Origin of the sequence: Caballeronia sp. SL2Y3, assembly GCF_022879575.1 — a bacterium.
Taxonomy (GTDB): domain Bacteria; phylum Pseudomonadota; class Gammaproteobacteria; order Burkholderiales; family Burkholderiaceae; genus Caballeronia.
In genome coordinates this window covers 470532-496779 of sequence record NZ_CP084263.1, presented here as the reverse complement: position 1 = coordinate 496779, position 26248 = coordinate 470532, and the positions used below count along the sequence as shown (strand labels likewise).

Here is a 26248-nt window from a genome sequence, read left to right as displayed (position 1 = left end):
TCAGAGCCAGCGCACGAGCACGGGCACGATCACCGGCACGAGAAACGAGGTGAGTATGCCGTTGAGCCCCATGCCGAGCCCGGCGAACGCGCCCATCTGCTGGCTGACCTGAAAGGCGCGCGCCGTGCCGATGCCGTGCGACGCCACGCCGAGCGCGAAGCCGCGCGCTTCCGGCTCCGCGACGCGCAGCGCGTTGAGAATCACGCGCGCGAAGATGGCGCCGAACACGCCCGTCGAGATGACGAGCACCGCCGTCAACGACGGAATGCCGCCGATGGATGTCGCCACCGCCATCGCGATGGGCGTGGTGGCGGACTTCGGCGCGAGCGATGCAATCGTCTGCCGCGATGCGCCGAGCCAAGACGCGATAGCGAGCGCCGATACGATCGCGGTCATCGACCCGGCGAAGAGCGCGACGAAAAGCGGCGCGGCGAGCCGCCTGAGGTTGCCCAGTTGCCGGTAGAGCGGCAGCGCCAGCGCAACGGTCGCGGGCCCCAGCAGGAAGTGCACGAACTGCGCGCCTTCGAAGTAAGTCGGATACGGCGTGCCGCTCACCTGAAGCACCGCGACGATCAGCGCCACCGCGATCAACACCGGATTGGCCAGCGGATTGAAACGGCATCGCGTATAGACGGACTGCGCGATCAGATACGCGAAGAGCGTGATGGTCAGGCCGAGCAGCGGCGAGGCCGCGAGGTAGACCCATATCGCGTTGAGCCGTGGAATCGCGCTCATGACGGTTCGTCTCCCGCTTGCCGGCGCATCAGCGCGCGCATCACGACGGCCGTCACGCCGATGCCGAGCGTCGTGCTCACGATGATCGCCAGCACGACCGCCACGAGATCGCCGCGCACGGCGCTCGCGGACGCCATGATGCCGACGCCCGCCGGAACGAAGAGCAGCGAGAGATGACGCAGCAGTTCGTTCGCGGTCGGCTCGATGCTGTTGGCGGCGCGCGGCCGCGCGATCAGAAACGCGAGCAGCAGCAACATGCCGACGACCGGCCCCGGCACGGGAAGCCGGAACACATACGAGACGCCTTCCCCGAAACATTGGAAGAGCAGCAGCACGGCAAGGGAAAGAAGCATGGCGGGACCTGTCGACGTTCATTGCGCGGTGTGCGATGCCAGCAAAGTGCGCTCCCGCAGGCATCGACGATCGCGCCGCCGAACGCAGTGAATGCTCCTAGAATGAATCAGGCCGCTTGCCAGCGCGGCCATCCAGAACGTTCAAACACAAGGAGACACACATGGCGCCCCGCAGACTGCTTCCGCTGATTCCGCCGCTTCTGTCCTGCCTCGTGGCCGCTTGCGGCGGCTCGGATCACCACGATGCGTACAACGATGCACCGAAGGTCATCATCGATTCCGACTTCAACACGATGGGCGATGACGGCCAGCTCTTCGCGATGACGAGCCAGTTGATGGGCCAGGGCAAAGTGAATCTGCTCGGCCTGTGCGTCGTGACGGGCAACGACTGGCTCTTGCAGGAAGAAGCCGATGCGCTGAAGGCCGTCGAGCGCATGGGCGTGCAGAACCGGGTCGGCGTGTACGGCGGCGCGAACTATCCGCTTCAGTACGATGTCGCGAGCATTCGCGCGCAGCAGGCGGCAAATCCCAACGGTTACTTCGGTGCGTGGATGCGTCCCGAGCCGACCGACGCGTCGCAGCTCACCGCGCCCCCCGACGGCTTCGCGCAGTCGACCAAGCTGCAAGCGGAAGCCGCCGCGGACTTCATGATCGACAGCATCAAGCGCTATCCGAACCAGGTGACGATCATCGAGGTAGGGCCGCCGACGAACCTCGCGACCGCCGTGAAGAAGGCGCCCGAGATCGTGCCGCTCATCAAGCAGATCGTCTACATGGGCGGCGCGATGAACGTGCCGGGCAACGCGAACGCCGTGGGCGAACTGAACTGGTGGTTCGATCCGGTGGCCGTGCGCACGCTCTTGCAGACGACCATTCCGCAGCGCGTGATTCCGCTCGATGTGACCAACACCGTGCCGCTCAACGAAAGCATCTATAACCAGATCGTCAATCCGCCGACCGGACAGACGCCCGTCACGAAGGCTTATGCGGTCGCGAACGCGAATGCTTTCGCGAGCAATACGAATATCTACGACACGCTGACAATGCCTTACTTTCTCGACCCGACTTACGCGACCGAAACGCAGAGCGCGTACCTCGATATCGACACCACGCCGGGCGAAAATCAGGGGCATGTGCGCGTGTATCCGGACGCGCCCGCGCCCGGCGCTTCACCGCTCAAGATCACTTATGTGACGAAGTACGATAACGCCAGGTTCTTCAATCTTTACGTGAACCTGCTGACGAGTCCGGTGCCCGTGAAGTTTCAATGACCGATGATCGATGACCGATGCCGATGACTGATGGCCAATGAGCGATGACCGCGTTGCGCGGTCATCAATCCATGTGCGCGTTGGGCGTGATGGCGGCGGCGACCGGCTCGGCGCTTCGCGTCATCGCGCCTTCAAGCGCGCTGCGGTAAATGTCGAGATACGCGTTCACCATCGTCTCGGGGTTGAAGGTATCGGCGTGTTTGCGCAGCCGGTCATGCACGGACGGCTCCTTCAGCAGTTCGATGGCTTCGCGGATCTTCTGGATGAGCGTCTCCGGCCGATCCATGTCGAACACGAGACCGGAACGCGGTTCGATGACTTCTGGAATGCCGCCCCGGTTCGCGCCGACGACGGGCAAGCCGTGCGAGTACGCTTCCACGATCACGCGCCCGAACGGTTCGTGCCAGATGGAAGGGACAATGAGAATGTCGATGCTGTCGAGAAAGTCGCTCGCCTTCACGTGTCCGAGAAACTGCACGCGCGGGTCGCGATACTTCGTCTTGAGCGATGCGATGTAGCCGGCCTCGCCATTGCCGCCGAACGCGAGCGTCCAGTCGAGCGTGTGATCGGCCGACAGTTGTTCGAGCACGACCTCCGAGCCTTTGTCGCGCGCCACGCGACCGAGCACGCCGAGGCGCACGGGGCCGCCTTCATAGCGCCGCTTGTTGGCGAGCGCCGCGCCGTCCGTGCTCGGGATATAGCAATTGCTCACCACCGCCGTGCGCGACGCATGCGGGAAATATCCGTTGTCCAGATGCTTTTGCAATACGAAGCGGCTGACGCCGATGGCCACTTCGACACGCGCCGACGCCCCGCGCTTCGGCGCGGAATACAGCGCGCACGATGCGCACTGCCGCTTGCAAGGCTCGGCGTCCGAGAACATTGTCGTGGACGGGCACATCAGGTAATAGTCGCGAGCGGTATGCACGATCGGCACGCCCGCGTTGCGCGCCACGCGCCATACGTCCACCGAGAGACACGCGAGGTTGCTGGTATGAATGACGTCCGGCTTTTCTTGCGCGATGATCCCGGCGAGCTTGCGCGACATCACGACGTTATAGACATCGAGCGCGTGCCAGGCGAATCTCGCCACGCGCGAGCGTTTTTTTGGCCGATGCGGCCAGTACAGATTGGCGTTACGCAGACGATAGACCTTCACCCCGTTCAATTCGGAAATGCTGTCCATGCCCGTTCCCGTCGCGCAGGCCACGCTGACTTCCATGCCGGCTCTCACGAGGCCTTCGGCGAGAAGTTGCGTCGATACCTCGGCTCCACCGACTTTGTCCGGGTAATACAACGTGTTGACGATGAGAATTTTCACGGCGTTGGAAGTGATGTTGTCGTTCTTCTAGAGGCACTCTGGCCGTCACCCGTGAGGCGATGCGGCAAGGGCGACGAGTGCGCTAACTGTGGTCGTCTTCCCCCGAAGACGATCTCGGAATCCACAGGTCCACGTTTCGCTCTTACTCGTAAGCAAGAGTTTAGGATAAGCCAAAAAGCTTGAGAAGGCTCAAAGCGAAACGTAAGGAAATGCAAGCCCTATTTAGTGGAACGAAGTCTTTTTGTCCGATGATCTCGTCGGCAAGCTTGTCTGATTGAACGGCTCCGCGATGCGCATCATTTACCCGAATATGTAACCGCTGTTACTTATGTATCTTGCTACGAAAGGACGCGACGTCGTTGGTCGTGACAGGCCGTGCGTCGTTTCCCCACGACGAGCGAATGTAAGAGAGCACCTGTCCGATCTGCAAATCTGACAGACGGCCCGCAAAGCCCGGCATGTTTTGCCGTGGTGGCCCGTGTTGAGTGTCCGGACTGTTGCCGCCTTCGACAATCAGCCGGATGAGCGAGGTCGTGTCCTCGCTGATGACCGCAGGATTGCCCGCGAGCCTCGGGAATGCCTTCGGCACGCCCTGTCCGGTATCGAGATGACATTGCGCGCAAAAGGTCGCGTAGACGGCCGCGCCCTGACCCGGCGGGGTGTCCGGCGCGCGCGTCTTGAGTCGTCCCGGCGGGGCGAGCGATGGGTCGAACGTACCATCGGCGGCGCCGGTCGCGGGCAGCGTCTTGAGATACGTGGCGATGGCAGTGAGATCGTCGTCGTTCAGGTATTGCAGGCTGTCCTCGATGGTCTGGACCATGGTGCCGAACGCGATCGTCTTGTCGCCGCCATGACCCGTCTTCAGGAACGATGCGATCTCCTCTGTCGACATGCGTCCGAGTCCCGATCCCGGATCGCCGCGCAGGTTCATCGCGTACCAGTTGTCGGTGACGGCGCCCGAGAGATATGTCTTGGACGATTCGTCGTAGCCGCGCTCCTGATACGCAAGCCCGCGCGGCGTGTGGCAGGCTCCGCAGTGGCCGGGTCCCTGCACGATATACGCGCCGCGATTCCATGTGGCATCGCGCTCGGGCCTCGGCTCGTACACCTTCTTCGGCGCGATAGCCCAGCGCCACACGCGCAGCGCCCAACGCTGATTGAACGGAAACGACACGTCCGTCGGCGGCGGCTTGTAATGCACCGGCGGGACGCCGTGCATCATGTACGCGTAGAGCGCGCGCAAGTCGTCTTCATTCATCTTCACGAAGGACGCGTAAGGCATCGCGGGATACAGTCCCTTGTTGCCGGGCGCGACGCCCTCGCGCATCACGCGGACGAAATCTTCGTAACTGTATTTGCCGATGCCGAGTTCCGGATCGGGCGTGATGTTGCTGCTGTAGATGGTGCCGAACGGCGAATTGACGCCGAGGCCGCCCGCGTACGGCGCGCCGCCTTTGGGCGCGGTGTGGCAACCGGCGCAATCGCCGATTCGCGCGACATACGCGCCGCGTGCGAGCAATTCGGGCGAGGGCGCCTGTTCCGCCGCATCCGCGACATTTGCCGCCATCGCCATGAGCATGACGAGCGATGCGGCCGCGATGCCTCGCATCGAAAGCGATCTGCGCAGGCGTCTTCTCGTGAACGAGCGCATCTCAGGACTCCTCGTGCGCCCGCAGGCGAGTGGTTGACGCCGCAGGGCGCGCGGCAGACGTGGCGGGCGCGAGCGTCGATGCCGGGCGCCTCGCCAGCCAGCGCGCGCCGACCAGCAGCCCGCCGACGAGATAGGCGAGACCGCCCGGCACCCACATCACGAGTCCGCCGAGTTGCTGATCCTGTAGCGGATCGAAGCCGAGCGCGAGCGTGCTTTCGATGAGCGACGGATACCAGACCTCGGGCGCAAGCGTCAGCAGCGCGCCGAGCGCGCCGGTGTGGACCATCGTGGTGAAGAGCGACAGCATCGCGTGCGCGCTGTGAGAACGCGAGCCGTCCTCTGAAGCGGGACGAAACACGGTCCACCAGAAGAGCAGCGCGGTGCCGAGAAAGCTCGCGTGTTGCAGCGTATGAATGCCTTCGCTGGCGAGCGCGGCTTCGAAAAAGCGCGGCGCGTGCCAGCACCACAAGGCCGCCGCATGCAGCACCCACGCGACGGCAGGCATCGTCAGCCATCGCCACGGCGTATTGATCCACGCGCTGCGCGTCGCGGCGCTGATGCCTTGGCGCGCGCGCGGAGGAAAGGCCCACAGCCACACCGCGAGCGGCCTGCCGATCACCAGCAACGGCGCGGCCACGAGCATGAAGATTTCATGCTGAAGCATGTGCGCCGAAAAGAGCGCCTCGCTCAACGTATGCAACGGCGACAGCAGCGCGATGACGAGCGCGATCCAGCCGGTCAAGAACGAGACGAGACGCAGCGCGCGGTCGCGCCGTCCGCGCGCGCCGCGAACGCGAAGCCGCGCGTAGCCCGCGAGATACAGCCCGATGCTCAACGCGAGACACGCGACGACCCACGGCTCGAACGTCCAGCCGAAGCTTGCCGGGACGCTGCTCGTGTCGGCCAGGACCACGTGCGCGAACGCGGCATCGGCGAACGTGAGGGCGGCGACGCCCGCCGCCGTCCTTGTCAACAAGCGGAGAGCAGCCATTGCGGTAGCGAGATGAAGATGATGCCGATCGACGAGAGCGTGCCCACTCCCGTCGCCACGACCGCCATGAAGCCTTCGCGCGAGCGCACCGTGGGCGCCGACGGATCGGCTTCTCGCCGCGCGCTGCGCCAGCGCCTGAAGGCGAGCAGTGTCGAAATAACGCTTACCGCGAGGCTCGCCACGCTTATGCCGTGCAACAGGAGCATGCTTTGCAAATGGCACGACGGCTCGACGAGCGCGTAGTTCACGCTTAACAGCCCGAGCAGGACGGATGGTGCGAAGAGAAGGGCGGGCCAGGTGAGCATGGTCGGAAGTCAAAAGCGGGGCGCCCAGTAAATGACGCCGTAGATCGGCAGCCAGCTTAGTACGACGAAGTACCAGTACACGGCGTTCTCGCTGACATCCACGAAGCGCTTGCCTTCGAACGGGCCGGTGAATAGCAGCACCGTCAGCACGGCCGTATCGATGAAATCGGTGACGAGGTGCGTCGTGTGCAGGCCGAGCAGCAGCCACACGACCGAGCCGTAGGCATTCGTGTACCAACTGACGTTGAGCGTCGCGAATTCGAAGCCGCGCAGCACCATGAACACGATGGTCGCGATGAGACACACCGTCATCCACAGCTTCGCGCGTCCGCGGTCAAAGCGCTCGGCGGCGCGCTTGGCGAGCTGGTTCGGCAGCATGCTCGCGAGCAGCACCACCGTATTGAGCGTGCCCCAGCGCAGCTCGGGCGCGGACGCCGCCATCGGCCACGCGGGCGCATGCGTGCGCAGATAGAAGTACATCATCACCGCGATGCCGAAGACCGTGCCTTCGATCAGCATCAGCCCCGCCGTGCTCCACCACATGACGCTGCGATGCCCGAACGCGAACGTCGGAAGCCCGCGCACGTCGAGCTCGGAGGCGTGCGCTTCGTCGGGGCGCGCCTGCGCGTTCCGAAGGTTGCTGGCGGTACTCATGGGCGCTGCTCCCGTGCGGCTGCAAACGCATTGCTCGATCGCTTCGGCCAGAACCACGCGATCATCGCCGCGGCGACCGGCGGCGAGCCCCACACGATGGCCCACGGCGAATAGATCGAGGCGATGAAAAGAATCGTCGTCGCCACTGCGCTGATGAATGGCCAGATCGAGGGCGACGGAAAGAGCGGTCGATGGTCCGGCTTCGCATCGAGCACGCTCGTCATGAGCACTTCGCGCGCATCGGCCGCCAGTCCGCCGACGAAGCGCGGCTCGCCCGCCGGTTCCCACAGCGGATCGCGCCCGTGCACGACCGGAATCGCGTCGAAGTTATGCGGCGGCGGCGGCGACGGCACGCTCCATTCGAGCGTGCCCGCGCCCCACGGATCGGCGGGCGCGGGTTGTTTGCTTCGCAGCGTCAGCACGACATTGACGATGAAGAGCAGCACGCTCACCGCGATGATCCATGCGCCGATGGTCGACATGAGGTTCATGCCGTCCCAGCCGAGCCCGTGCGGATACGTCCAGACACGGCGCGGCATGCCTTGGAGACCGAGCAGATGCATCGGAAAGAAGGTGACGTTGAAGCCGATGAAGAAGAGCCAGAACTGCCAGCGCCCGAGCCGCTCGGACAGCATGCGGCCCGCGAACTTCGGAAACCAGTAGAAGAACGCGCCGAAGAGCGGAAATACGGCGCCGCCCAGCAGCACGTAATGCAAGTGCGCGACGACGAAGTACGTGTCGTGTACTTGCAGGTCCAGCGGAACGGAGGCGACCATGATGCCGGTCATGCCGCCCATCACGAGGATAAAGAAGAACGCCAGCACGAAGAGCAGCGGCGTGCGCAGATTCAGGCGGCCGGTCCAGAGCGTGCCGATCCAGCAAAAGATCTGAATGGCCGATGGAATCGCGATGCTGAGGCTCGCCGCCGTGAAGAAGCTCTTGCCGAGCTCCGGCAGATTGGTCGCGAACATGTGATGCACCCACAGCCCGAACGCGAGAAACGCGGTGGCGATGAGCGCGAGCACCATCGCGGGATAGCCGAACACCGGGCGGCGCGCGAAGGTCGGAATGATCGACGAGATGAAGCCTAATGGCGGGATGAAGACGAGGTAGACCTCCGGATGCCCGAAGAACCAGAAGAGATGCTGCCAGAGCAGCACGTCGCCGCCCTTCGCCGGGTTATAGAAATGCGTGCCGACCAGCCGGTCGAGAATGAGCGCGGTGCTGCACAGCATGACCGAAGGCATCGCGAAGATCACCATGAACTGCGTGACCAGCGTGGCCCACACGAAAAGCGGCATGCGGTTGAGCGACATGCCGGGCGCGCGCATCTTGAAGATGGTGCTGATGAGGATGACTGCTTCGATCAGGCCGGACAGTTCGGTGAACGTGATCATCTGCGCCCAGATGTCGGAGCCTTTGCCCGGCGAATAGTCGGGGCCCGCGAGCGGCACGTAGCTGAACCAGCCGGCGGCCGGCGCGCTGTTCACCGCGAGCGAGGCGAACAGCAGGATGCCGCCGAAGAGAAACACCCAGTACGCGTAGGCGTTCATGCGCGGAAACGCGACGCTTCTCGCGCCGATCATGAGCGGCACGAGATACGCCGCGACGGCCTGCATCACCGGTACGGCGAAGAGAAACATCATCGTCGTGCCGTGCATCGTGAAGAGTTCGTTGTACAGGTTCGGGCCGATCAGCCGCAGATCGGGCCGCGCGAGCTGCATGCGCATGGCGAGCGCGAGCAGGCCCGCGAGCACGAAGAAGGCGAACGTCGTCACGATGAAGCGGCGCGCCACCGTCTTGTGATTAATTGCCGACAGCGCGCCGATGAAACCGGGCGGATCGCTCCACGTCGCGGCAAGCGTTTCGCGCACGGCGGGCGAGGCGTGCGGGCCGTCGACGGGACGGGAGCCGTTGTCATCGGCCGGGCCGAAGCGGGAAGAAGCGGGCGCGCTCATTTGAGAGTTCCGAGCCAGACGACGAGGGCCTGGAGATCGCCGGAGGCGAGTTGCGTCGCCGGCATCATGACGCCGGGCTTGAGGGCGGGCGGATTCGTGATCCACGCCGCGAGGTTGTGCGCGTTGTTGACGATGGTGCCGGCCGCTATCGTCTGCCGGCTTGCCAGATGCGTGAGGTCAGGACCTACCGAGCCGTTGGCCGGCGTGCCGCGCACGGTGTGGCAGCGGGCGCAGTCGCCGTTCAGGAAGACGTCGCGTCCGTGCATCGCGAGAGCGTCGCTCGACGTGCTCGCCGTCTGCCGTTGACGCGCGGCCCACGCTGCATATTGATCGGGCGGATCAGCCACGACGGAGAACGCCATCATTGCGTGCTCGTAGCCGCAGAATTCCGCGCACTGCCCGCGATACGTCCCCGCACGGTCGGCGCGGAACGTGATGGTCGAGTCCTGGCCGGGAATCATGTCCTTCTTCCCATGTAAATTAGGCACCCAGAATGTATGTATAACGTCCGCGGCCTTCAACGACACGACCACCGGCCGGCCAACCGGCACATGCAGCTCGTTCGCCACCGCGAATCCATCGGCGCCGCCTTCGGGCGCATAGCGCGCCTGCCACCACCATTGATAGCCGGTCATCTCCACGTGCAGCGCGTTGTCGACCGGAAGCCGCGACAAGGCGCGATCCGTGACGACATCGGCGACCAGCAGGCCGACGAGCCCCAGTGCCGACAACACGGTCCCCACGATCACGAAGCGGTTGATGCCGCTCTCGGGCCGCTCGCGCCGGCTCATGTCGGCGGGCGTCGACTGATTGCCGCGCGGCGCGCGCAGGAGCGCGAAGATGCACGCGAGCAGCACGCAGGCGAACACCACGCAACACACGGTGAGCGTGATGTGCCACAACTCCAGGACGCGGCTTGCCTGGATGCCTGCCGGACTAAGGGCGCTCTGCATGGCCGTTTTTTTCGATTGTTCGCATCATCGTTTTGATACGGCTTCGGGGACGTCTGCATCGGTCCAAGCAATAGACATTCCATGGACGGGCCGCCGTCCTTTGGTGCAGCGATTGCTTTGCACTTGGCTGCAAGCTCATCGGCAGCGGGCACAAGGAGATAGAAAACATGGACGTACCACGACAAGTCGTTTCTTTCCTCACTTCGCGCGGGCTGATGCTTGCGACAGCCGAATCGTGCACGGCGGGTTACATCGCGTCGCTCATCTCATCGGTGCCGGGCAGCGGCAGTTGCCTCGACGTGGGCTTCGTCACGTACTCGCCCACGGGCAAGGCCGGCTTTCTCGGCGTGCGCGAGGAGACGATGAAGCAATACGGCCTGACGAGCGAGGAAGTGGCGCGCGAGATGTCGGAGGGCGCGCTGAAACAGGAGCCGTGCTCTGCGAACGTCTCCGTTTCGAACACCGGCGTGGCCGATGCCCCGCCCGGAGACGGCCCCGAGGCCGGCACGCAATGCTTTGCATGGTCGTACAAGCTGCGCGATGGCCAGATCGTCACGTTCAGCGAGACGAAGGTCTTCGATGGCGAACGCAACGAAGTCCGGCGCGCGGCGGCGCTTTACGCCATCTCGCGCCTCGAGCACTACTTCGACCGTCTGCCGAGACATTGATCAATACCGTTGGGGGACGAACATGGATCAGAGCCAAAGCGAATGGAGGCAGTGGCAACAGCAGATCGCTCAAGAGCTGGGTGTCAGCCAGGACTTCGATGCCGATACCGAGCGCGAGCGGCGCGTCGCCTTCTTGTCCGACTATCTGACGTCGCAGGGACTGCGAACCTATGTGCTCGGCATCAGCGGCGGCGTGGATTCGTCCACGGCCGGGCGTCTCGCGCAACTCGCCGTCGAGCGGCTGCGCGCGCGCCGCTACGAAGCGCATTTCGTGGCGGTGCGGCTGCCTTACGGCTCGCAGCGTGACGAAGACGACGCGCAGGCCGCGCTCGAATTCGTACGCCCGGATGAGACCTTGACCGTCAACGTCAAGGGACCGTCGGACGAAATGATCGCGGCGCTCAAGCAAGGCGGCGCGCAATACACCGACGATTTCCAGGAAGACTTCGTACTCGGCAACATCAAGGCGCGCGAGCGCATGATCGCGCAGTACGCGATAGCCGGGGCGCGGCGCGGCGTCGTGATCGGCACGGACCACGCGGCGGAATCGCTGATGGGCTTCTTCACGAAGTACGGCGACGGCGGCGCGGACATCCTGCCGCTCTCCGGACTCACGAAGCGCCGCGTGCGCGCGCTCGCGCGATCGATGGGCGCGGACGATCGTCTCGTCATGAAAGTGCCGACGGCGGACCTCGAAACGCTCACGCCGCAGAAGCCGGATGAAGACAGCTACGGCATCAGCTACGAGAACATCGACGACTTTCTCGAAGGCAAGGACGTGAGTGAAGACGTGCTTACGACCATACGTCGCTTTTACATGGCCACGCGCCACAAGCGCGCGCTGCCGCTCGAAGTGCCGCGCGTCTGAGACTGGAATGGCGATTGCGCGATAGACATGCGCGGCTGGCCCACCGGCCGGTGCGAACCCACTCACCCTGAAACGGAGGCATCGATGGCATCGAAGACTATGCAGGATTTGTTCATTCACGCACTGTCCGACGTTTATAGCGCAGAGAAACAACTGACGAAGGCGCTGCCGAAGCTCGCACGCGCGAGCACGCACGAGCAACTGAAGCAGGCATTCCAGCAGCATCTGGAAGAAACCAACGGTCAGATCGAACGGATCGACAAGGTAGTCGAACTGTGTGGCGTCAAGCTCAAGCGCATCAAGTGCGTGGCGATGGAAGGGCTCGTCGAGGAAGGTCAGGAGCAGATCGAAGACTTCGAGCAAGGCCCGATTCGCGATGCCGCGCTGATCGCAGCAGCGCAGAAGGTGGAACACTACGAGATCGCGACGTACGGCACGCTCGCGACGCTGGCGAAGCAGCTCGGCCAGGAAGAAGCGATGAACCTGCTGCTCGAGACCTTGGAGGAAGAGAAATCCACCGACGAGAAGCTCACGCAACTCGCGAAGACGCAGATGGCCGAGGAAGTGAAGGCGGCTGGCTGACGAGTCCCCACACTCGTCGTCGCTACCTGAGCAGGAACGAGCGCGCCGCATCCGCGGCGCGTTTTTTTTGTCTTATAAGGGCCGCGCCGCCTTACGCGTAGTCCCTCGCCCGGCGCGAGGGCGACGGCCGCAGCATTTGCGCGACTGCAAGCGTGCCGAGCGATATCAGCGCGAGCGAAGCCAGCGGGAACGTGCCGAGCGTGTTGACCGCAATCGATGCCGGACGCTTCTGCGCGACCAGTTGCATCCTGCGCTTCGTCATCTGCTGCCCGAGTTCCGACAATCGCGAAGCCAGCGCGCGCTCGGCCGTCGGCAACAACACGGTCTCCTCGTCCGCCACATGGTGAATGACTTCGCGCATCAGCTGCATGAAGCGGGCATCGTAGGACGCGTCGTCCGGGCCCATCGCGCGCAGCTTGGCAATGTCCTCGCGCATCTTGTCGTGCTCGGGCTTGCTCTTTTCCAGCGTGTCGTCGCCCGGAATTGCTTCGCCGAGCGCGGGATAGAAGATCTCTTCTTCGAGTTGCGCATGAATTTCGAGCGCCGTACAGGCCAGCTCGACGATGGCGCGTTTGCGCCACCACGGACTATCGGCATGGTAACGATGGAATGCCGCCATGACGTGCGTGTGATCCATGCGGATCATCGTCGTGATGGAGGGCGAGCAGGATGACATGTCCACGATGACTCCTTCGCGTATTCGCGCGTGCTTCGATGGTGGGGAAAGTTGTCTTGCCGGCGGGCATCAGGCGCCTTTCGCCTTTTTGTACTGCGCATGCGTGTACGGCAGCATCTCGTCCGGCGCGCGCATGTCGCGCGGCGTTTCGAAGTCGCGCAGCGCCGTGCCTCGCATGGCCTCCGGCGAGCGCGGAAAGCCGCTGCGGTTGCGATACATCGAGGCGAACCGCTGCCCGCGCAACTGCGCTTCGCGACGCTCGTCTTCGGCGTGGGAGGAGAGCGCCGTGGCCGCGTGAATGTCGAGGGCGGTGACGCCTGCCACGTTCAACAGCGCGCCGAGCGCGCGCGGGCTCGTTCTGTCCGATGCCGTGACGAGCGTGGCTATGTCGAGCGCGTCGCCGCCGACGCGCGCCCACAGATACGGCGTGGGATCGCGCGAGGCGAGAATGCCGATGCCGCATGCGATCTCGCGCAGACCATAGAGGCGCATCAGCATCGGGCTCGTGCGCACGCCGGCCGCGCGCGCGACAGAACTCGGCGCGAGCAGTTGCGCGGCGCCGAGCGCCAGGCTGTACCAGCCGAGGCCGCGAGCGACGGCGGTGGGTTTGCTTCTTCGCGAGACGTCGTTGGCGGGAGACTTCGGAAAGGGGAAGGGGTCACTCATGATTTACCTCTTCTTAAGAAGCGGAGGAAGGTGCGGCGCTTGAGGCGCGCGCGTCGCGCCTCAAGCGCGAACATTCAAGCAAACCGCATTCCGCCGTGACGAGTGGTACGTGCAATGCTCGAACGCAGCCATGGCCAAGAGGAATAGGGGAACCGTCATGGTGGCGACGGCGAACGACATAGCAGAGCAACCGTCGATGACCGAACGGCTTGCCGCGTTCATCGGCCGCGTGCATATCGGCGATCTCGGCGACGCGGCGCTCGACAGGCTCAAGCGCAGCATCGTGGATGCGCTCGGCTGCGCGATCGGTGCGATCGGACATCCGCCGATGCTGAAGGTGCGCCGCCTCGCAACCGAGTTCGGCGGCCCGCCGCTCGTCACCTTCATCGGCGGCGGATGCGGCGCGCCGGACCGGGCCGCGCTATATAACGGCTGCCTCGTCCGCTATCTCGACTTCATGGACAACACGGCGATACGCGGCGAGGTGTGCCATCCCGCGGACAACATCGGCGCGCTCGTCGCAGCCGGCGAATATGCGGATGCGACCGGCGCCGCGTTTCTCACGGCGCTCGCCATCGCGTATCAGGTGCAGACGCGCCTGCTCGACATACCCATGATGCGCGCGGGCATCAATTACACGACGCCGCTTGCGTTCTCCGTCGCAGCGGGCGCGTCGAGCCTTCTCGCGCTCGACGAATGGCGCTGCGCGCAGGCGCTCGCGCTCGCGGGCGTCGGCGCGGTGTCGCTCGCCGCGATTCAGGCCGAGCCGGTGTCGGAGTGGAAGGGACTCGCATCCGGCGAAGCGGCGAGCCGCGCGCTTCTCAACACGTTCCTTGCGCGCAATGGCATCACCGGGCCGATGGGCGTCTTCGAAGGACCGATGGGGCTTTTTCACCTTACCGGGGCCGAGCCGCCGCTCGACTGGAGCCGCGAGCGGCTCGACGCGCCGCATCGAGTGTCCAACAAGAAGCACAACGCGGAGTTCCAGTCGCAAAGCGCCGTGGATCTCGCCATCCGCTTGCGCAACCAGCATGAGATCGATGCGCACAAGATCGCGGAGGTGAACGTGCAGGTGGCGGACGGCGCGTATCAGGTGTTGGGCGGCGGCGCATATGGTCCGAAGGATCAGTGCTGGACCAAGGAGCAGGCCGATCACAACCTGAAGTATCTGATTGCCGTCGCTTTGCTCGACGGCGAAGTGTGGCCCGAGCAGTTCGCCGATGAGCGCATACGGCGCGACGACGTCCAAAGCCTTTTGCGGCGCGTGAGCGTCGCGCCGAACGCGGACTATACGAATCGCATTCCGGATGAAATGCCGGTGTCGATGCAGATCGTGATGACGAATGACGCGATCATCGGCGGCGAGCAAGCGGACTACGAAGGCTTCCATACGCGTCCGATGGACTGGAGCGCGATCGATGCCAAGTTCGAACGCCTGACGGCGGGCCGGCTGGACGCTGGCCGCTCCACTGCTATCCGGCAAGCCGTGCGGCAACTCGAAACCATCCGCTTGCGCGAGCTGACCGGTTTGCTTGCGTGGTAAGCCTCGAAAGATTGCGGCATGCGAGGTGCTTCGTTCGCGAGACCTACAGCAAGCCACGGAGGCAAGACACATGACGAAGGAAAAGCGACGACTGGGCGGCTGGCTGCCCGACGGCGAGGAAGCGATCGCGAGCTTTCGCAGAAACTTCGCCGCCTATGCACGCGAGCGCGCCGGCAAGGCCGAGATGCATAGCGTAGTGAAAGAATTCGCCGCCTTCATACGGGAAGATCCGGTCGTGCGGATGGAATTCACGAGCGCCATCGAGCAGGCGAAGCAAGAAGGCTTCGACCTCGCGTACGCCGACATCGACGAATTCGTGGTCCTGCTCGATGCCATGCTCACCTACGCGCCGCCCTTCAGCGAAAAGAGCCTGATTCATTGCCCGGTGAACGCGTTGCTCGACTGGCCGATGGTGATGCCGTCCGGCTACTCGCTCTTTCGCGATCCCGCGTTCAACAGGCATCTGAAGCGCATTCTGAATGTGTGGTCCGGTTTCCTGAGCGGGCCGTATTCGCGCACGCATTTGAACACGTCGTCGCCGAACGGCTGGTTCAGTCCCGAGGCGGATAAGCAAATCGGCCTATCGCAGTTTCTGTGCGATCCGGACAAGCCCTACTGGGGCTTCTCGTCGTGGAACCACTTCTTCACGCGCGAGTTCAGGCCCGGCGCGAGGCCCGTCGCGGAGCCGGATAACGACAAGGTGATCGTGAGCGCATGCGAGGCATCGCCTTATGCGATCAAGCACGACGTCAAGCTCCAGGACTCGTTCTGGATCAAGTCGCAGCCTTACTCGCTACAGGAAATTTTCACCGCGAAGGAGATGGAACTGGCGAAGCGCTTCGTCGGCGGCACCATTTACCAGGCGTTCCTCAGCGCGTTCTACTATCACCGCTGGCATGCGCCGGTAAGCGGCACCATCACCAAGTCGTATCTGGTCGATGGCACCTACTATTCCGACGCCGAATCCGAAGGGGAAGAGCCGAGCAGCCTGAACGACTCGCAAGGCTACATCAGCGCGGTGGCGGCGCGGGCGGTGGTCGTGATCGAGAGCGACGACCCCGCTATCGGCGAGGTGGCCTGCGTGTTCATCGGCATGGCGGACGTGTCCTCGTGCATGATCGACGCACTGCCCGGCCAGCGCGTGAAAAAGGGCGAGGAATTGGGCTACTTCCAGTACGGCGGCTCCACGTATTGCCTGATTTTCAGGCCCGGCGTGATTCAGAGCTTCGTGCCGCAACCGCCGTTCGAGAAGAATGCAGCGCCCGTCAAGGTCAACGCGCATCTTTGCACCGCGCGATGACGAAGTGACGCGAAAGGTGCGCCGCGCGCTGACTCACGCGCGGCGCGCCGTTCAGTGATGCGCAAGGCCATGCTCGCGCGCCGGCATGAAAGCCCGGATCAGCGAATACAGTCCTGCCAGTCCCACGAGTACATACACGATGCGCGCGCCCGGCGATCCCGCGCCGAAGATGGCCGCGACCAGATCGAAATTCATCAGGCCGACGAGGCCCCAGTTCAGCGCGCCGATAATGACGAGCGCGCCTGCAAGCCAGTCCACCGGGCTGCGATGAACGGCGACCGTTCCCTTCGAAGTGACAGTTGGCATAACTAAGCTCCACGTTGACAAAAGTGCTACATTGAATGAACCGTCCATGAACGGCGTTGGAATCTCGCCGGCGCCGCCGCTCATTAAGCGACGCCGGCGTCCTGCAAGTACCGTTACTTACTCACTGCCTGTCCTGCGCCGAGGTCCGCGCCGGTCGTCGGATCGGCCGTCGGGTCGGACGCGGTGCGCGCAGCCATCGCCTGCAGCGTCTCGACGTCCTGCTCCGACACCTGCACGGTGGCCGTGCCGTCGCCGCCATCCACTGCGGGCTGCGGGTCCTCGACGAACTTCCAGTCGCCGCCTTCGTTCCACGGCCCGCGTGCGTCGTCGCCCTTGGACATGTTGAAGTAGACGCTCGTGAACTCCGGCACGCCCGGCAGCTTGCCTTGCGGGAAGTTCGGCTGAATGGAATGCAGCGCCTTCTCGAACGACTTCTGATGCGCGATTTCACGCGTCATCAGAAAGCCGAGCGCGTCCTTGATGCCGGGGTCGTCCGTCACGTTGATGAGGCGCTCATAGACGATCTTCGCGCGCGCTTCGGCTGCGATGTTCGAGCGCAAGTCGGCCGTCGGCTCGCCGATGGTGTCGATATACGCCGCCGTCCACGGCACGCCGGCCGAGTTCGTAAGCGGCGTGCCCGCGCCGTACAGAATCGCGGTCGTGTGCGAATCGTTGCCGTTGCCCGTCATCGAGCGATACAACTCGGCTTCCTGCTCCACCGCTTCGGCGAGCGCGCCCTTCGCGCCCTTGTTCAGCATCGCGACGATGCTGCCGATCACTTCGAGGTGGCTCATCTCTTCGGTCGCGATATCGAACAGCATGTCCTTGCGGCCCGGATCGTCTTCGGTCACTGCTTGCGTGAAGTAGCGCATGGCGGCGGCAAGCTCGCCTTGCGGGCCGCCGAACTGCTCGAGGAGCAGATTGGCTAAGCCGGGATTCGGGGCTGCCACGCGGACGGTATATTGCAGGCGTTTGTTATGTACGAACATATCAACGGCTCCTGGTTATGGACGAGCGGCGCTTGCGGCGCAAGCGGCACCCGAACGAGGTTTCAAGAGGCTTCTAACTCGCAGCGACAGTGAGGGCGTCGTGACGTCACTTGCAGTCGTGCTGCTGCGAGCCTCAGCGCAGAAGATTCGCGCTGGCGTGATGCGGCGTGGAGTTGCCGCGGTATCGAGTGAAGCCTGCCCGTCGCATGCTCGGACATACGAACGGGCGGGCGTTTTCCTTTCAGCAACGGACGTGCCACTCAACGGTCGCGACGCGCGTCGCTTATTTCTTTGCTTCCTGACCTGCGGCGGAACGCTCAAGATATTGCGTCGAGATGGACGGAATATGTTCGAGCAGCCACTGCGCCATCGCCTGTTCCTGCGGAAGGATGCGCTCGCAGGCGGCCTTGGTCTGCGCGTCGCCGCAACGCTCGGCTGCCGCGATCAACGACGTGTACGACGCAATCTCGAGGTTCTCGAACACATAGCTCATGATCGCGCCCTTCACCACTTCGTCGGTTTGCGTCATGCCGCCGGCGGCTTGCCCGAAGGCCATCATCTTCGCGGTCAGGTCCTTCATGATCGAGGTCGAGCCGCCGAGGCGCTCGATACATTCCTGCACGATCTTCTGCTGCCCGAGCGTTTCTTCCAGATGCTGGTCGATACGAGCCTTCAGTTGCGGATAGTTTTCGAGGCGGCCGGATTGCGCGCGCAGCATCTGTTCGGCTTGCTGCTCCATGGCGTGCGCATCGCGTAGCCAGTCCAACAAATGTTCAGCGGGTTCGGTCATCACGTGCTCCTTAGCGAGTCAAACGCGCATCACCGCGCGTAACGGATCACGCGCAATCGCTGTGCCGCGAGGCCTCCATCAATCGGAATAACGCTTGCTCAAGACATAGAAAGCATGGAGTCCGAAGCGGAGGCAACCATGTCAGCGCATTCAGGCGAGAAGGCCGAGAAGACCGGCGATTTCCGCTGCGCCAAGTGCCATCACTCGACGCATGTCACGAAAGGCCACACCATTCCGAAGTGCCCGAAATGCGGCAACGACACGTACTCGACGCGCGTTCGCGAGCCGGGTAACAAGAGCAGTTAGACACCCCTTGAGCGGAGGTAGAACGCATGTATTCGAGATCGGATAGCGCACTGATGCGCGCGCTTGCTTCGGGCGGCGCGGCAGGACTCGCGTCGGCTGCGGTGGCTGCGGCGCTCGCGGCCAAGTCGGGGCATCGTCCCTATGCGGTGATGAACGCGGTCACGCATTGTCTGTGGCCGGATACCGCGCCGCGCGAGGAGCGTCTCAGCGCGAGATACACGGGAACGGGCGCGGGCATTCACCTGGGCAGCGCGGTCTTCTGGGGCGTGCTGTTCGAGACGCTGTGCGGCCGCCGTCCGTCGCCGGCGAAGGTCGCGGCTTCGGCGGCCACGACGAGCGCCGTCGCGTATGTCGTCGACTACCATGTCGTGCCGAAGCGCCTGACGCCGGGCTACGAAGCGCACTTGTCGAATCAGGAGCTCGCGCTTACTTACGTGGCGCTCGGCGCGGGCTTCGCGCTCGCGGGGCTGTTGCGCAGCGCATCGCGCTGATTTCGATCGCGCGTTGCGAGCCACGCGCTCAGGCGCTCGACGTCGGCCTGGCTCGCGTGCATGCCGAGCTTCGTGCGGCGCCAGAGAATGTCGTCGGCCGTTTGCGCCCACTCGTGCGCGACGAGATACGCGGCTTCCGCCTCATGGAGTCCCGGCGCGAGCAGCGGTCCCATGGCGGACATCGTGTCGATGCCATCGAGCATGGCGTCGGCGCGCGTGCCGTATGCGCGGGCATAGCGTTCGGCCAGTTCCGCAGGCAGGAAGCGATGCCGCTCGCGAAACGCTTGCAAAAAACGCGCGAAGTCCGCATTCGGCATGTCGCCGCCGGGAAGCGGCGCGGCGTGCGTCCACGCAGGCGCTGTCAGCGAAAGCGGCGCGGCGAGCTGCTCCGCCGCTTCTTCCGCGAGCCGGCGATAGGTCGTGATCTTGCCGCCCAATACGGTGACGAGCGGCGCGCCGCGCGCATCGAGTTCGAGCCGATAGTCGCGCGTGGCCGAAGCCGCATCGTCCGCGCCGTCGGCCAGCAACGGCCGCACGCCTGCGTACGACCAGACGACGTCCGCGGCCGTCACCGGCTGGCGGAAATAGCGGTTCACGGCGGCGCACAGATACTCGATCTCGTCGTCGGCGATGCGCACGTCCGCGAGCGGGCCTTGATAGTCGACGTCCGTCGTGCCGATCAGCGTGTACTCGCGTTGCCACGGAATGGCGAACACGATGCGCCGGTCGTCGTTTTGCAGAATGTACGCGTGATCGTGATCGAACAGCTTGCGCGTGACGATGTGGCTGCCCTTCACGAGCCGCATCGGGCGCGCGGCGGAATCGCCGGCGGCGAGCGCGCCGACCCACGGGCCCGCCGCGTTGACGATGGCGCGCGCCGCCACTTCCCGCCGATGACCGGACGCATCGCTCAGTTCGACGCGCCATTCGCGCTCGCCCCGCGATGCCGCCACGAAGCGCGTGCGCGTCGCGATCTGCGCGCCCCGTTCTTGAGCGTCCAGCGCGTTGAGGACGACGAGCCGCGCGTCGTCGACGGCGGCATCGGAATAGATGAAGCCGCGCGTGATCGAATCGACGAGCGGCGCGCCCGCGAAATGCGTGCGCAAATCGACGCCGCGCGAGCCTTCGAGCACCGCGCGTCGGCTCAAATGATCGTAGAGAAAGAGGCCCGCGCGAATCATCCATGCGGGGCGCAGCGCGGGAACGTGCGGCATCACGAAGCGCAGCGGCGCGATCAGATGCGGCGCGATGGAAAGCAGGACCTCGCGTTCCTTGAGCGCCTTGCGGACCAGCCCGAACTCGCGGTATTCCAGATAGCGCAGACCGCCGTGGATGAGCTTGGTGCTCGCGGACGACGTGTGCTGCGCGAGATCGTCCTGTTCGACGAGCATGACGCGCGCGCCGCGCCCGGCCAGATCCCGCGCGATGCCCGCGCCGTTGATGCCGCCGCCCACTACGAGAACGTCCCACTGCGAAGGCTCGACCATGCTGTCTCCGTTTGATGCAGCTAGTTTAGTCTGCGTCGGCGGGCTACCGGCGACTTGCGGGCCCGTTCAGTTAGACACCGCGCGTCGCGGCATGGTTATGGCTAACGGATTGTGCAAGGAAATCGGCGCGGCGCCAATGTGCCGCCGCGCGCTGCCGCCAAGCCGGAACGCCCGACGACGATGAAAGAGAGAGCGACCATCATCTGCACGCGCGACACGAAGATTCTGCTCGTCGCGCGCAAGCGTTCGCGCTGGGCGTTGCCGGGCGGCACGATCTGGCGCAAGGAGTCGCCGGAGGAGGCGGCGCGGCGCGAGCTGGAGGAAGAGACCGGACTGGTCGTCGGCGAACTGCGGTATCTGTTTTTGTTCGGCGGCGTGAACAAGCATCATCACGTGTTCGGCGCGGTGATCGGCGATCTCGCGATTCCGTTGCCGCGCAACGAGATCACGCGCTGCGACTGGTTCAGCGCGAGGCAGGTCGCGACGCTCGCGACCAGCATTCCCACGCGCGAGATCGTCGCGCTGACGATGCATCGCGCGGGCGGCCTGCGGCGGCCCCATTTTGCGTTCGGGGAGAGCGGCGCGCGCGCCTAAGAGCGCCACGCGCACGGCGCCGGTTACTTGCCGTACATGTCGAAGTCGAAGTACTTCGCCTCGATCTTGCGATACGAGCCGTCGCGCAACATGCCCGCGATCGCGCCGTTGAGCGCGTCGCGCAGGTCGGCGTCGGACTTGCGCACGCCGGCGGCGTCGCCGTCGCCCATGATCTTCGGGTCATACACCACGTCGCCCGCGAACGCGAAGCCCTTGCCGCGCGGCGTCGCGAGAAACCCGAGCTGGCCCTGCACGGCGTCCATCAACACGGCATCGACCCGGCCCGCCACGAGATCGGCGTACGCCTGATCGTAGCTCGGATACGGCACCACCTCGACGCCTGCGGCCGCCCATTTCTCGCGTGCATACGTCTCCTGCACGGTGCCTTGCTCCACGGCGACGCGCTTGCCCGCGAGCTTCGCGGCTTCCGGGAGCAAGTGCGCATCGGCGCGGGCGATGAGGCGCGTCTGATTGCGATACAGCCGGTCCGTGAAGTCGATCTGCTCGCGGCGCTTGGCCGTCGCCGCCATCGACGAGAGAATCACGTCGAACTTGCGCGCCTGCAGGCCGGGGATCAGGCCGTCGAAGCTGCTTTGCACCCAGACGCATTTCGCCTTGAGACGCTCGCAGAGCGCGTTGCCGAGGTCGATGTCGAAGCCCTGCACCGCGCCGTCCTTCGCGACCGATTCGAACGGCGGATACGTCGGATCGACGCCCATGCGGATCGTGCTCCATTCCTTCGCGGACGCGGAAAGCGAGGCGGCCGCCGTCATCATGGCGAGCGCCGCGGCGGCGAGAATCTTCCTCGAGTGTGGGGTCATCGTGTTGGCTCCGTGTGGTGTGGTTGACTAGCTTGGAAAGTCGCCGCGAGCGAAGTCGTCGTCGAGCGTGATGGAATCGGCCAGTTGTTCGACCGTGACCGGCTTGATCGGCGCGCGGATGCGGTAATAGCCGACATCGCCGACGCTGCGCTGCTGCACCTCCGCGATCAGTTCGCCCACGATCGCGCCGCACCAGCGGCCCTGGCACGGCCCCATGCCGCAGCGCGAGAACGCTTTCATCTGATTCGGCCCCTGGCAGCCGAGCGCGGCGATGCGGCGGATTTCGCCCGCGCTGACCTCCTCGCAGCGGCAGACGATCACGTCGCCGTCAGCGGGACGGCGCAGCGCGGCGGGCGGCGTGTAGAGCGCGTCGAGCAGCGGGCGCACCGCGAGATGGCGGCGCAGCGCGCGTTGCGCCGGGCGGCTCTGCGCGGCGTGCGTCGCGTCGTCGATTGCATCGAGCCGCCGCGCGATGTCGAGCGCCGCGAGCGCGCCCGCGTGCGCGGCCGCCTTCGCGCCGCCGATGCCCGCGCCGTCGCCGGCGATCCACACGCGGTCGATGCTGCTGCGGCCACTCGCATCGGTGCGCGGACGCCAGCAGGCGCTCGCCGCGTCCCACTCGTGCTCGCAGCCGAGCGAGCGCGCGAGTTGCGTCGACGGAATCACGCCCTGATGCAGCAGCACGAGCGATGTATCGATGGCATGGCGCGCGCCGCGCGCATCGCGAAACTGCACGCGTTGCGCTTCGGTCTCGCCTTCGATGGACACATCGCTCACGCCGCGATGCACGGCGATTCCCGCTTTTGCGACCGTGCGCATCATGCGCAGGCCTTTGGCGAGGTAGTCGGCGGCACAGAGCGCGGGCAGGGCGTGCGGCAGCGCGCGCCTGAACGCGCCCGCAGGCGTCGTATCGAGAATGGCGCGAACGCTGCGTCCCGCGGCGATCAGTTGCGAAGCGAAGAGCCACAGCAGCGGTCCGCTGCCCGCGAGCACCGCGTCTTGCGAAGGCGCAAGTCCCGCCGATTTCAAAAGCGTCTGCGCCGCGCCGACGCCCATCACGCCCGGCAGCGTCCAGCCGCGCACCGGCCACGGACGCTCCTGCGCGCCGGTCGCGATCAGCACGGCGCGCGCCTTCAGTTCCAGCGTGCCGCCCGCTTCCGCGCCGCTTGCGCTGCGCGTGAGCATCGCGACGACGCCCTCTTCGAACGCGATCTGCCACACGACGCACCGCGCGAGATGCCGCGCGCCGCTTGCCGTGAAACGTTCGACGAGCGCGCGTCCGGCCGCGTAGTCGTCACCGAGCACGCGTGCGTCGGCGAGCGGCGATTCGGCGACATTGCGATAAATCTGTCCGCCGGGCGCTTCGCCTTCATCCGCGACGGCGACGGACAGGCCCGCCGCGCGGGCTTCGATCGCGGCGGCCATGCCGGCCGGCCCCGCGCCGACGATCAGCAGATCGCAGGTCGTCTGCGTCATGCGAGCCTCGCGCGGCCGGCCATCGAGCGCACGCGCATGCCTTCGCGCACGCGCGTCATGCACGCCTGCTGGTTCGGCACGTCGTCGATTTCGACGAGGCAGTCGAAGCACACGCCCATCATGCAGAACGGGCCGCGCGCCGCGCCGGTGACGGGCGTCGCGCGACAAGCGGCCTGGCCGCTTTCCAGCAGCGCGGCGGCGACGGAGTAATGGCTGGGAACGTGCCGCGCGGCGCCGTCGATATGAATGCGGACAGTCGCGGCAGGGCGAGCGGTGAGAGGTTCAAACATGGTGTGCATCGGTCGAATTCGAAAAGCGCGTGGCGACGAACGGCTGCAGGACCGGCGGCTTTGCGCCGCCCGCGATCCACGGCGCGATGACGTCGGCGTGCGCGGCGGCGAGCGTGACGCCGCTGTGGCAGATGGCGAGAAACGCGCCGGGATGCGCGCGCGATTCCTCGTAGACCGGCAGGCCGTCGGGCGTCATGATCCGCAGCGCGCCCCACGCCCGCACGATGCGCGCGTGCGCGAGCACCGGAAACGCCGTGCGGGCGCGGCGCGCGATGTCGGCCATGACGGCGCGCGTCTGGCCGTCGTCGAAGCCGGCGTGCTCTGCCGAGTCGCCGAGCAGCACGGAGCCTTCGGGCGTCTGCCGCACGACGAGCGTCGGATAGTCGAGGAACGGGGCGAGGCGCTCCGTCACCATGATCTGTCCGCGCAGCGGCGTGATCGGCGCGTGCATGCCGATCATCGGCGCGAGACGCAGATTGTCGAGACCGGCAGCGAGCACGACCCGCCCCGCGTCCAGCACGCCCGACGCGGCGGCCACCTCGAAGCCGCCCGCGCGCGGACGGATTTCGCGCACTTCGTTGCGCGGCAGGTAGACGCCGCCGTGGCGCTGAAACGCCTGCTGCATCGCGCGCAGCGTGTAGAGCGGACTCGCGTGGCCGTCGTTCGGCGAATAGAGGCCGCCCGCCAGCGCGCTCGATGCCGCCGGAATGCGCTGCTTGAGCGCGTGGCGGTCGAGCACGTGATAGTCGAGCGAGGCGTCCTGAGCGCGCAGCGATTCGAGCAGGCGCTGGCCGGCTTCGAGTTCTTCGACCGTCTCGCATAGCTCGATACCGCCCGGCCGCTCGAACCCCGTCTCGACGCCCGTTTCGCGGCGCAACTGCGCGGCAAACGCGCCCCAGCGTTCGGACGATTCGCGCGACCACTGCGCATACGGCAGGCATCGCCCGCCCTTGCCCTGCACCCACACGAGGCCGAAGTTGCCGCGCGCCGCGCGGAACGCTGAATCCGCGCCGTCGCAGACGGCCACGCGCTGGCCGCCACGCGCGAGCCCGTAGGCGATCGACATGCCGACGAGCCCGCCGCCGATCACGACGACATCGAAGGCGAGTCGTCCGGTGTTATGGGGCGTCGATTCCTGCATTCGCTGCGTTTCCTGCATCCGTTATGTATCGGATGCCAAGAGTGCGGCGGGCAAAAAACGGCGTCAAATGCCGAATGTTTCGTCATCTATAATCCAGTGTTATGACCGCCACCGACCTCCGCCTGCGCCAGATCGAAGCCTTTCGCGCCGTGATGCTGCGCCATACGGTGACGCGCGCCGCCGCGTCGCTGCATGTGTCGCAGCCCGCCGTGAGCCGTCTGATCGCCGATCTCGAAAGCCGCGTCGGCTTCGTGCTGTTCGAGCGCCAGCAGGGCAGGCTCGTGCCGACCGCCGAGGCGCGCGTGCTCTTCGAGGAAGTCGAGCGCGCGTTCGTCGGACTGGACCGCATCACGCAGGCCGCGCAGCAGATTCGCGCGATGCGGCGCGGGTCGCTGCGCGTGGCCGGGTCGCCCGCGGTCGCGCTCGATCTTCTGCCCGCCGTGATCGCGCGCTTCGTCGAGACGCATCCGGGCATCGACGTGACGCTGCTCGCGCACAGCGCGACCACGGTGGTCGACAAAGTGGCGTCCGGACAGTGCGATGTCGGGCTCATCGCGGAGCCGATTCCGCATCACGCGGTGCGCAGCGAGCGTCTTGCCGATGCCGTCATGCGCTGCATCGTGCCGCGCGGGCATCGGCTGGCGCGCAAGCCCGCGTTACGCCCCGCCGATCTGCGCGGCGAGCGCTTCATTTCGTTTCCACTGAGCTTCGATGCGCGAAGCGCGATCGACCGCGTCTTCGTCGATCATGACGTGAGCCGCGATCTCGTCATCGAGGCGCAGCTTTCGCAGGCCATCGTCGCGCTCGTGGCGAACGGCGCAGGCGTCGCGCTCATCGATCCCGTCACCGCTGCGTATGCGCGTCAACGCGTGGCCGTCAAGCCGTTCGTGCCCGCCGTGCCGGATCATTTCTACATCGTCACGCCTGCTTCGCAGCCGCTTTCCGTCGCATGCGATGCATTCGTCAGCGCCATGCGCGAAGCCTTTTCAGCGCTCATTGCGGGCTGACGCGTCGACCATCAGACCTGCCAAGGAACGCGGGATGCTGCATGCAACCGGATAC

29 protein-coding genes are annotated in these 26248 nt (G+C 65.3%); 10 read left to right on the top strand and 19 right to left on the bottom strand.

Annotated elements, in window-relative coordinates:
- A complete protein-coding gene (locus LDZ26_RS24640) occupies positions 1-735 on the bottom strand; it encodes an LrgB family protein (protein ID WP_244851305.1) in 735 nt (244 codons plus the stop codon).
- Positions 732-1088 (bottom strand): CidA/LrgA family protein, encoded by a 357-nt coding sequence (locus LDZ26_RS24635; protein ID WP_244851304.1) that lies wholly within the window; start codon positions 1086-1088, stop codon positions 732-734. The genes LDZ26_RS24640 and LDZ26_RS24635 overlap by 4 nt, the downstream gene beginning before the upstream one ends.
- 161 nt (positions 1089-1249) lie before the next feature.
- Here LDZ26_RS24635 and LDZ26_RS24630 point away from each other — a divergent pair, with 161 nt between their 5' ends.
- The gene (locus LDZ26_RS24630; protein WP_244851303.1) at positions 1250-2359 is read left to right on the top strand and encodes a nucleoside hydrolase; all 1110 of its coding nucleotides are present in this window, start codon (positions 1250-1252) and stop codon (positions 2357-2359) included.
- A gap of 64 nt (positions 2360-2423) precedes the next feature.
- Here LDZ26_RS24630 and LDZ26_RS24625 read toward each other — a convergent pair whose 3' ends face one another.
- The 7 genes from LDZ26_RS24625 to coxB all read right to left on the bottom strand — a co-directional run bounded on the left by LDZ26_RS24625 (position 2424) and on the right by coxB (position 10192).
- Entirely contained in the window at positions 2424-3680 is a 1257-nt protein-coding gene (locus LDZ26_RS24625; protein ID WP_244851301.1) for a glycosyltransferase family 4 protein, read from the bottom strand.
- A 322-nt stretch (positions 3681-4002) separates the two neighbouring features.
- The gene (locus LDZ26_RS24620; RefSeq protein ID WP_244851299.1) at positions 4003-5289 is read right to left on the bottom strand and encodes a cytochrome c; all 1287 of its coding nucleotides are present in this window, start codon (positions 5287-5289) and stop codon (positions 4003-4005) included.
- A 43-nt stretch (positions 5290-5332) separates the two neighbouring features.
- On the bottom strand, positions 5333-6322 hold the full coding sequence (locus LDZ26_RS24615; RefSeq protein ID WP_370650765.1) for a cytochrome c oxidase assembly protein: 990 nt from the start codon (positions 6320-6322) through the stop codon (positions 5333-5335).
- Entirely contained in the window at positions 6301-6627 is a 327-nt protein-coding gene (locus tag LDZ26_RS24610) for a hypothetical protein (RefSeq protein ID WP_244851295.1), read from the bottom strand. The genes LDZ26_RS24615 and LDZ26_RS24610 overlap by 22 nt, the downstream gene beginning before the upstream one ends.
- 9 nt (positions 6628-6636) lie before the next feature.
- Positions 6637-7281 carry a cytochrome c oxidase subunit 3 gene (locus LDZ26_RS24605; RefSeq protein WP_244851294.1) on the bottom strand — a complete coding sequence of 215 codons (645 nt, stop codon included), beginning with the start codon at positions 7279-7281 and terminating at the stop codon, positions 6637-6639.
- Complete coding sequence (ctaD, locus tag LDZ26_RS24600; protein WP_244851292.1) at positions 7278-9239, bottom strand: cytochrome c oxidase subunit I; 1962 nt, start codon at positions 9237-9239, stop codon at positions 7278-7280. The genes LDZ26_RS24605 and ctaD overlap by 4 nt, the downstream gene beginning before the upstream one ends.
- Positions 9236-10192 (bottom strand): cytochrome c oxidase subunit II, encoded by a 957-nt coding sequence (coxB, locus tag LDZ26_RS24595; protein WP_244851290.1) that lies wholly within the window; start codon positions 10190-10192, stop codon positions 9236-9238. The genes ctaD and coxB overlap by 4 nt, the downstream gene beginning before the upstream one ends.
- A gap of 167 nt (positions 10193-10359) precedes the next feature.
- Here coxB and LDZ26_RS24590 point away from each other — a divergent pair, with 167 nt between their 5' ends.
- The 3 genes from LDZ26_RS24590 to LDZ26_RS24580 all read left to right on the top strand — a co-directional run bounded on the left by LDZ26_RS24590 (position 10360) and on the right by LDZ26_RS24580 (position 12310).
- Positions 10360-10860, top strand: coding sequence for a CinA family protein (locus LDZ26_RS24590; RefSeq protein ID WP_244851288.1), 501 nt, complete (start codon positions 10360-10362; stop codon positions 10858-10860).
- A 22-nt stretch (positions 10861-10882) separates the two neighbouring features.
- Positions 10883-11728, top strand: coding sequence for an ammonia-dependent NAD(+) synthetase (gene nadE / locus LDZ26_RS24585; RefSeq protein WP_175943709.1), 846 nt, complete (start codon positions 10883-10885; stop codon positions 11726-11728).
- Positions 11729-11812: 84 nt separating this feature from the next.
- Positions 11813-12310 (top strand): ferritin-like domain-containing protein, encoded by a 498-nt coding sequence (locus LDZ26_RS24580; protein WP_244851286.1) that lies wholly within the window; start codon positions 11813-11815, stop codon positions 12308-12310.
- Positions 12311-12401: 91 nt separating this feature from the next.
- Here the strand turns inward: LDZ26_RS24580 and LDZ26_RS24575 are convergent, their stop codons facing one another.
- Both LDZ26_RS24575 and LDZ26_RS24570 read right to left on the bottom strand, forming a co-directional pair.
- Complete coding sequence (locus LDZ26_RS24575) at positions 12402-12986, bottom strand: hemerythrin domain-containing protein (protein ID WP_244851783.1); 585 nt, start codon at positions 12984-12986, stop codon at positions 12402-12404.
- Positions 12987-13055: 69 nt separating this feature from the next.
- On the bottom strand, positions 13056-13652 hold the full coding sequence (locus LDZ26_RS24570; RefSeq protein ID WP_244851284.1) for a hypothetical protein: 597 nt from the start codon (positions 13650-13652) through the stop codon (positions 13056-13058).
- Between the two features lie 130 nt (positions 13653-13782).
- Between LDZ26_RS24570 and LDZ26_RS24565 the strand changes: the two genes are divergently transcribed.
- Both LDZ26_RS24565 and LDZ26_RS24560 read left to right on the top strand, forming a co-directional pair.
- Positions 13783-15195: an MmgE/PrpD family protein gene (locus LDZ26_RS24565; protein WP_244851282.1), complete on the top strand. Its 1413-nt coding sequence runs from the start codon at positions 13783-13785 to the stop codon at positions 15193-15195.
- A gap of 70 nt (positions 15196-15265) precedes the next feature.
- Positions 15266-16495, top strand: a complete 1230-nt coding sequence (locus LDZ26_RS24560; protein WP_244851281.1) for a phosphatidylserine decarboxylase family protein — start codon at positions 15266-15268, stop codon at positions 16493-16495.
- Positions 16496-16546: 51 nt separating this feature from the next.
- On the opposite strand, the gene LDZ26_RS24555 is transcribed toward LDZ26_RS24560, so the two are convergent.
- The 3 genes from LDZ26_RS24555 to LDZ26_RS24545 form a co-directional block, all read right to left on the bottom strand.
- The gene (locus tag LDZ26_RS24555; protein WP_175943701.1) at positions 16547-16801 is read right to left on the bottom strand and encodes a DUF378 domain-containing protein; all 255 of its coding nucleotides are present in this window, start codon (positions 16799-16801) and stop codon (positions 16547-16549) included.
- 113 nt (positions 16802-16914) lie between these two features.
- On the bottom strand, positions 16915-17790 hold the full coding sequence (locus tag LDZ26_RS24550; RefSeq protein WP_244851279.1) for a manganese catalase family protein: 876 nt from the start codon (positions 17788-17790) through the stop codon (positions 16915-16917).
- A 283-nt stretch (positions 17791-18073) separates the two neighbouring features.
- Complete coding sequence (locus LDZ26_RS24545; RefSeq protein ID WP_175943696.1) at positions 18074-18580, bottom strand: ferritin-like domain-containing protein; 507 nt, start codon at positions 18578-18580, stop codon at positions 18074-18076.
- A 138-nt stretch (positions 18581-18718) separates the two neighbouring features.
- Here LDZ26_RS24545 and LDZ26_RS24540 point away from each other — a divergent pair, with 138 nt between their 5' ends.
- Positions 18719-18886 carry a zinc ribbon-containing protein gene (locus tag LDZ26_RS24540; protein WP_244140183.1) on the top strand — a complete coding sequence of 56 codons (168 nt, stop codon included), beginning with the start codon at positions 18719-18721 and terminating at the stop codon, positions 18884-18886.
- A gap of 26 nt (positions 18887-18912) precedes the next feature.
- Positions 18913-19377: a hypothetical protein gene (locus tag LDZ26_RS24535; protein WP_244851277.1), complete on the top strand. Its 465-nt coding sequence runs from the start codon at positions 18913-18915 to the stop codon at positions 19375-19377.
- Here LDZ26_RS24535 and glpD read toward each other — a convergent pair.
- Positions 19317-20864 carry a glycerol-3-phosphate dehydrogenase gene (glpD, locus tag LDZ26_RS24530; RefSeq protein WP_244851275.1) on the bottom strand — a complete coding sequence of 516 codons (1548 nt, stop codon included), beginning with the start codon at positions 20862-20864 and terminating at the stop codon, positions 19317-19319. The genes LDZ26_RS24535 and glpD overlap by 61 nt on opposite strands.
- Before the next feature lie 180 nt (positions 20865-21044).
- On the opposite strand from glpD, the gene LDZ26_RS24525 reads away from it, so the two are divergent.
- Positions 21045-21458, top strand: coding sequence for an NUDIX domain-containing protein (locus tag LDZ26_RS24525; protein WP_244851273.1), 414 nt, complete (start codon positions 21045-21047; stop codon positions 21456-21458).
- A 23-nt stretch (positions 21459-21481) separates the two neighbouring features.
- On the opposite strand, the gene LDZ26_RS24520 is transcribed toward LDZ26_RS24525, so the two are convergent.
- From LDZ26_RS24520 to LDZ26_RS24505, 4 genes are read right to left on the bottom strand one after another with little or no spacing between them, the layout of a single operon-like run.
- On the bottom strand, positions 21482-22279 hold the full coding sequence (locus LDZ26_RS24520) for an ABC transporter substrate-binding protein (protein ID WP_244851272.1): 798 nt from the start codon (positions 22277-22279) through the stop codon (positions 21482-21484).
- Between the two features lie 27 nt (positions 22280-22306).
- Positions 22307-23755, bottom strand: a complete 1449-nt coding sequence (locus LDZ26_RS24515; RefSeq protein ID WP_244851271.1) for an NAD(P)/FAD-dependent oxidoreductase — start codon at positions 23753-23755, stop codon at positions 22307-22309.
- Positions 23752-24045, bottom strand: a complete 294-nt coding sequence (locus tag LDZ26_RS24510; RefSeq protein WP_244851269.1) for a (2Fe-2S)-binding protein — start codon at positions 24043-24045, stop codon at positions 23752-23754. The genes LDZ26_RS24515 and LDZ26_RS24510 overlap by 4 nt, the downstream gene beginning before the upstream one ends.
- Positions 24038-25186 carry an FAD-binding oxidoreductase gene (locus LDZ26_RS24505; RefSeq protein ID WP_244851267.1) on the bottom strand — a complete coding sequence of 383 codons (1149 nt, stop codon included), beginning with the start codon at positions 25184-25186 and terminating at the stop codon, positions 24038-24040. Before LDZ26_RS24505 ends, LDZ26_RS24510 begins: the two co-directional genes overlap by 8 nt.
- Before the next feature lie 101 nt (positions 25187-25287).
- Here LDZ26_RS24505 and LDZ26_RS24500 point away from each other — a divergent pair, with 101 nt between their 5' ends.
- A complete protein-coding gene (locus LDZ26_RS24500) occupies positions 25288-26193 on the top strand; it encodes a LysR substrate-binding domain-containing protein (protein WP_244851265.1) in 906 nt (301 codons plus the stop codon).
- Positions 26194-26248 lie beyond the last annotated feature (55 nt).

What these genes read in the sequence shown, in the direction of transcription:
- coxB (WP_244851290.1), bottom strand. Translation starts at nt 10,192, where the DNA reads ATGCAGAGCGCCCTTAGTCCGGCAGGCATCCAGGCAAGCCGCGTCCTG.
- LDZ26_RS24545 (WP_175943696.1), bottom strand. Translation starts at nt 18,580, where the DNA reads ATGACCGAACCCGCTGAACATTTGTTGGACTGGCTACGCGATGCGCAC.
- LDZ26_RS24505 (WP_244851267.1), bottom strand. Translation starts at nt 25,186, where the DNA reads ATGCAGGAATCGACGCCCCATAACACCGGACGACTCGCCTTCGATGTC.
- LDZ26_RS24630 (WP_244851303.1), top strand. Translation starts at nt 1,250, where the DNA reads ATGGCGCCCCGCAGACTGCTTCCGCTGATTCCGCCGCTTCTGTCCTGC.
- ctaD (WP_244851292.1), bottom strand. Translation starts at nt 9,239, where the DNA reads ATGAGCGCGCCCGCTTCTTCCCGCTTCGGCCCGGCCGATGACAACGGC.
- LDZ26_RS24535 (WP_244851277.1), top strand. Translation starts at nt 18,913, where the DNA reads ATGTATTCGAGATCGGATAGCGCACTGATGCGCGCGCTTGCTTCGGGC.
- LDZ26_RS24550 (WP_244851279.1), bottom strand. Translation starts at nt 17,790, where the DNA reads ATGTTCGTACATAACAAACGCCTGCAATATACCGTCCGCGTGGCAGCC.
- LDZ26_RS24620 (WP_244851299.1), bottom strand. Translation starts at nt 5,289, where the DNA reads ATGCGAGGCATCGCGGCCGCATCGCTCGTCATGCTCATGGCGATGGCG.
- LDZ26_RS24580 (WP_244851286.1), top strand. Translation starts at nt 11,813, where the DNA reads ATGGCATCGAAGACTATGCAGGATTTGTTCATTCACGCACTGTCCGAC.
- LDZ26_RS24525 (WP_244851273.1), top strand. Translation starts at nt 21,045, where the DNA reads ATGAAAGAGAGAGCGACCATCATCTGCACGCGCGACACGAAGATTCTG.
- LDZ26_RS24640 (WP_244851305.1), bottom strand. Translation starts at nt 735, where the DNA reads ATGAGCGCGATTCCACGGCTCAACGCGATATGGGTCTACCTCGCGGCC.
- LDZ26_RS24605 (WP_244851294.1), bottom strand. Translation starts at nt 7,281, where the DNA reads ATGAGTACCGCCAGCAACCTTCGGAACGCGCAGGCGCGCCCCGACGAA.
- LDZ26_RS24520 (WP_244851272.1), bottom strand. Translation starts at nt 22,279, where the DNA reads ATGACCCCACACTCGAGGAAGATTCTCGCCGCCGCGGCGCTCGCCATG.
- glpD (WP_244851275.1), bottom strand. Translation starts at nt 20,864, where the DNA reads ATGGTCGAGCCTTCGCAGTGGGACGTTCTCGTAGTGGGCGGCGGCATC.
- LDZ26_RS24515 (WP_244851271.1), bottom strand. Translation starts at nt 23,755, where the DNA reads ATGACGCAGACGACCTGCGATCTGCTGATCGTCGGCGCGGGGCCGGCC.
- LDZ26_RS24610 (WP_244851295.1), bottom strand. Translation starts at nt 6,627, where the DNA reads ATGCTCACCTGGCCCGCCCTTCTCTTCGCACCATCCGTCCTGCTCGGG.
- LDZ26_RS24615 (WP_370650765.1), bottom strand. Translation starts at nt 6,322, where the DNA reads ATGGCTGCTCTCCGCTTGTTGACAAGGACGGCGGCGGGCGTCGCCGCC.
- LDZ26_RS24540 (WP_244140183.1), top strand. Translation starts at nt 18,719, where the DNA reads ATGTCAGCGCATTCAGGCGAGAAGGCCGAGAAGACCGGCGATTTCCGC.
- LDZ26_RS24575 (WP_244851783.1), bottom strand. Translation starts at nt 12,986, where the DNA reads ATGTCATCCTGCTCGCCCTCCATCACGACGATGATCCGCATGGATCAC.
- LDZ26_RS24500 (WP_244851265.1), top strand. Translation starts at nt 25,288, where the DNA reads ATGACCGCCACCGACCTCCGCCTGCGCCAGATCGAAGCCTTTCGCGCC.
- LDZ26_RS24635 (WP_244851304.1), bottom strand. Translation starts at nt 1,088, where the DNA reads ATGCTTCTTTCCCTTGCCGTGCTGCTGCTCTTCCAATGTTTCGGGGAA.
- LDZ26_RS24590 (WP_244851288.1), top strand. Translation starts at nt 10,360, where the DNA reads ATGGACGTACCACGACAAGTCGTTTCTTTCCTCACTTCGCGCGGGCTG.
- LDZ26_RS24555 (WP_175943701.1), bottom strand. Translation starts at nt 16,801, where the DNA reads ATGCCAACTGTCACTTCGAAGGGAACGGTCGCCGTTCATCGCAGCCCG.
- LDZ26_RS24510 (WP_244851269.1), bottom strand. Translation starts at nt 24,045, where the DNA reads ATGTTTGAACCTCTCACCGCTCGCCCTGCCGCGACTGTCCGCATTCAT.
- nadE (WP_175943709.1), top strand. Translation starts at nt 10,883, where the DNA reads ATGGATCAGAGCCAAAGCGAATGGAGGCAGTGGCAACAGCAGATCGCT.
- LDZ26_RS24570 (WP_244851284.1), bottom strand. Translation starts at nt 13,652, where the DNA reads ATGAGTGACCCCTTCCCCTTTCCGAAGTCTCCCGCCAACGACGTCTCG.
- LDZ26_RS24560 (WP_244851281.1), top strand. Translation starts at nt 15,266, where the DNA reads ATGACGAAGGAAAAGCGACGACTGGGCGGCTGGCTGCCCGACGGCGAG.
- LDZ26_RS24565 (WP_244851282.1), top strand. Translation starts at nt 13,783, where the DNA reads ATGGCCAAGAGGAATAGGGGAACCGTCATGGTGGCGACGGCGAACGAC.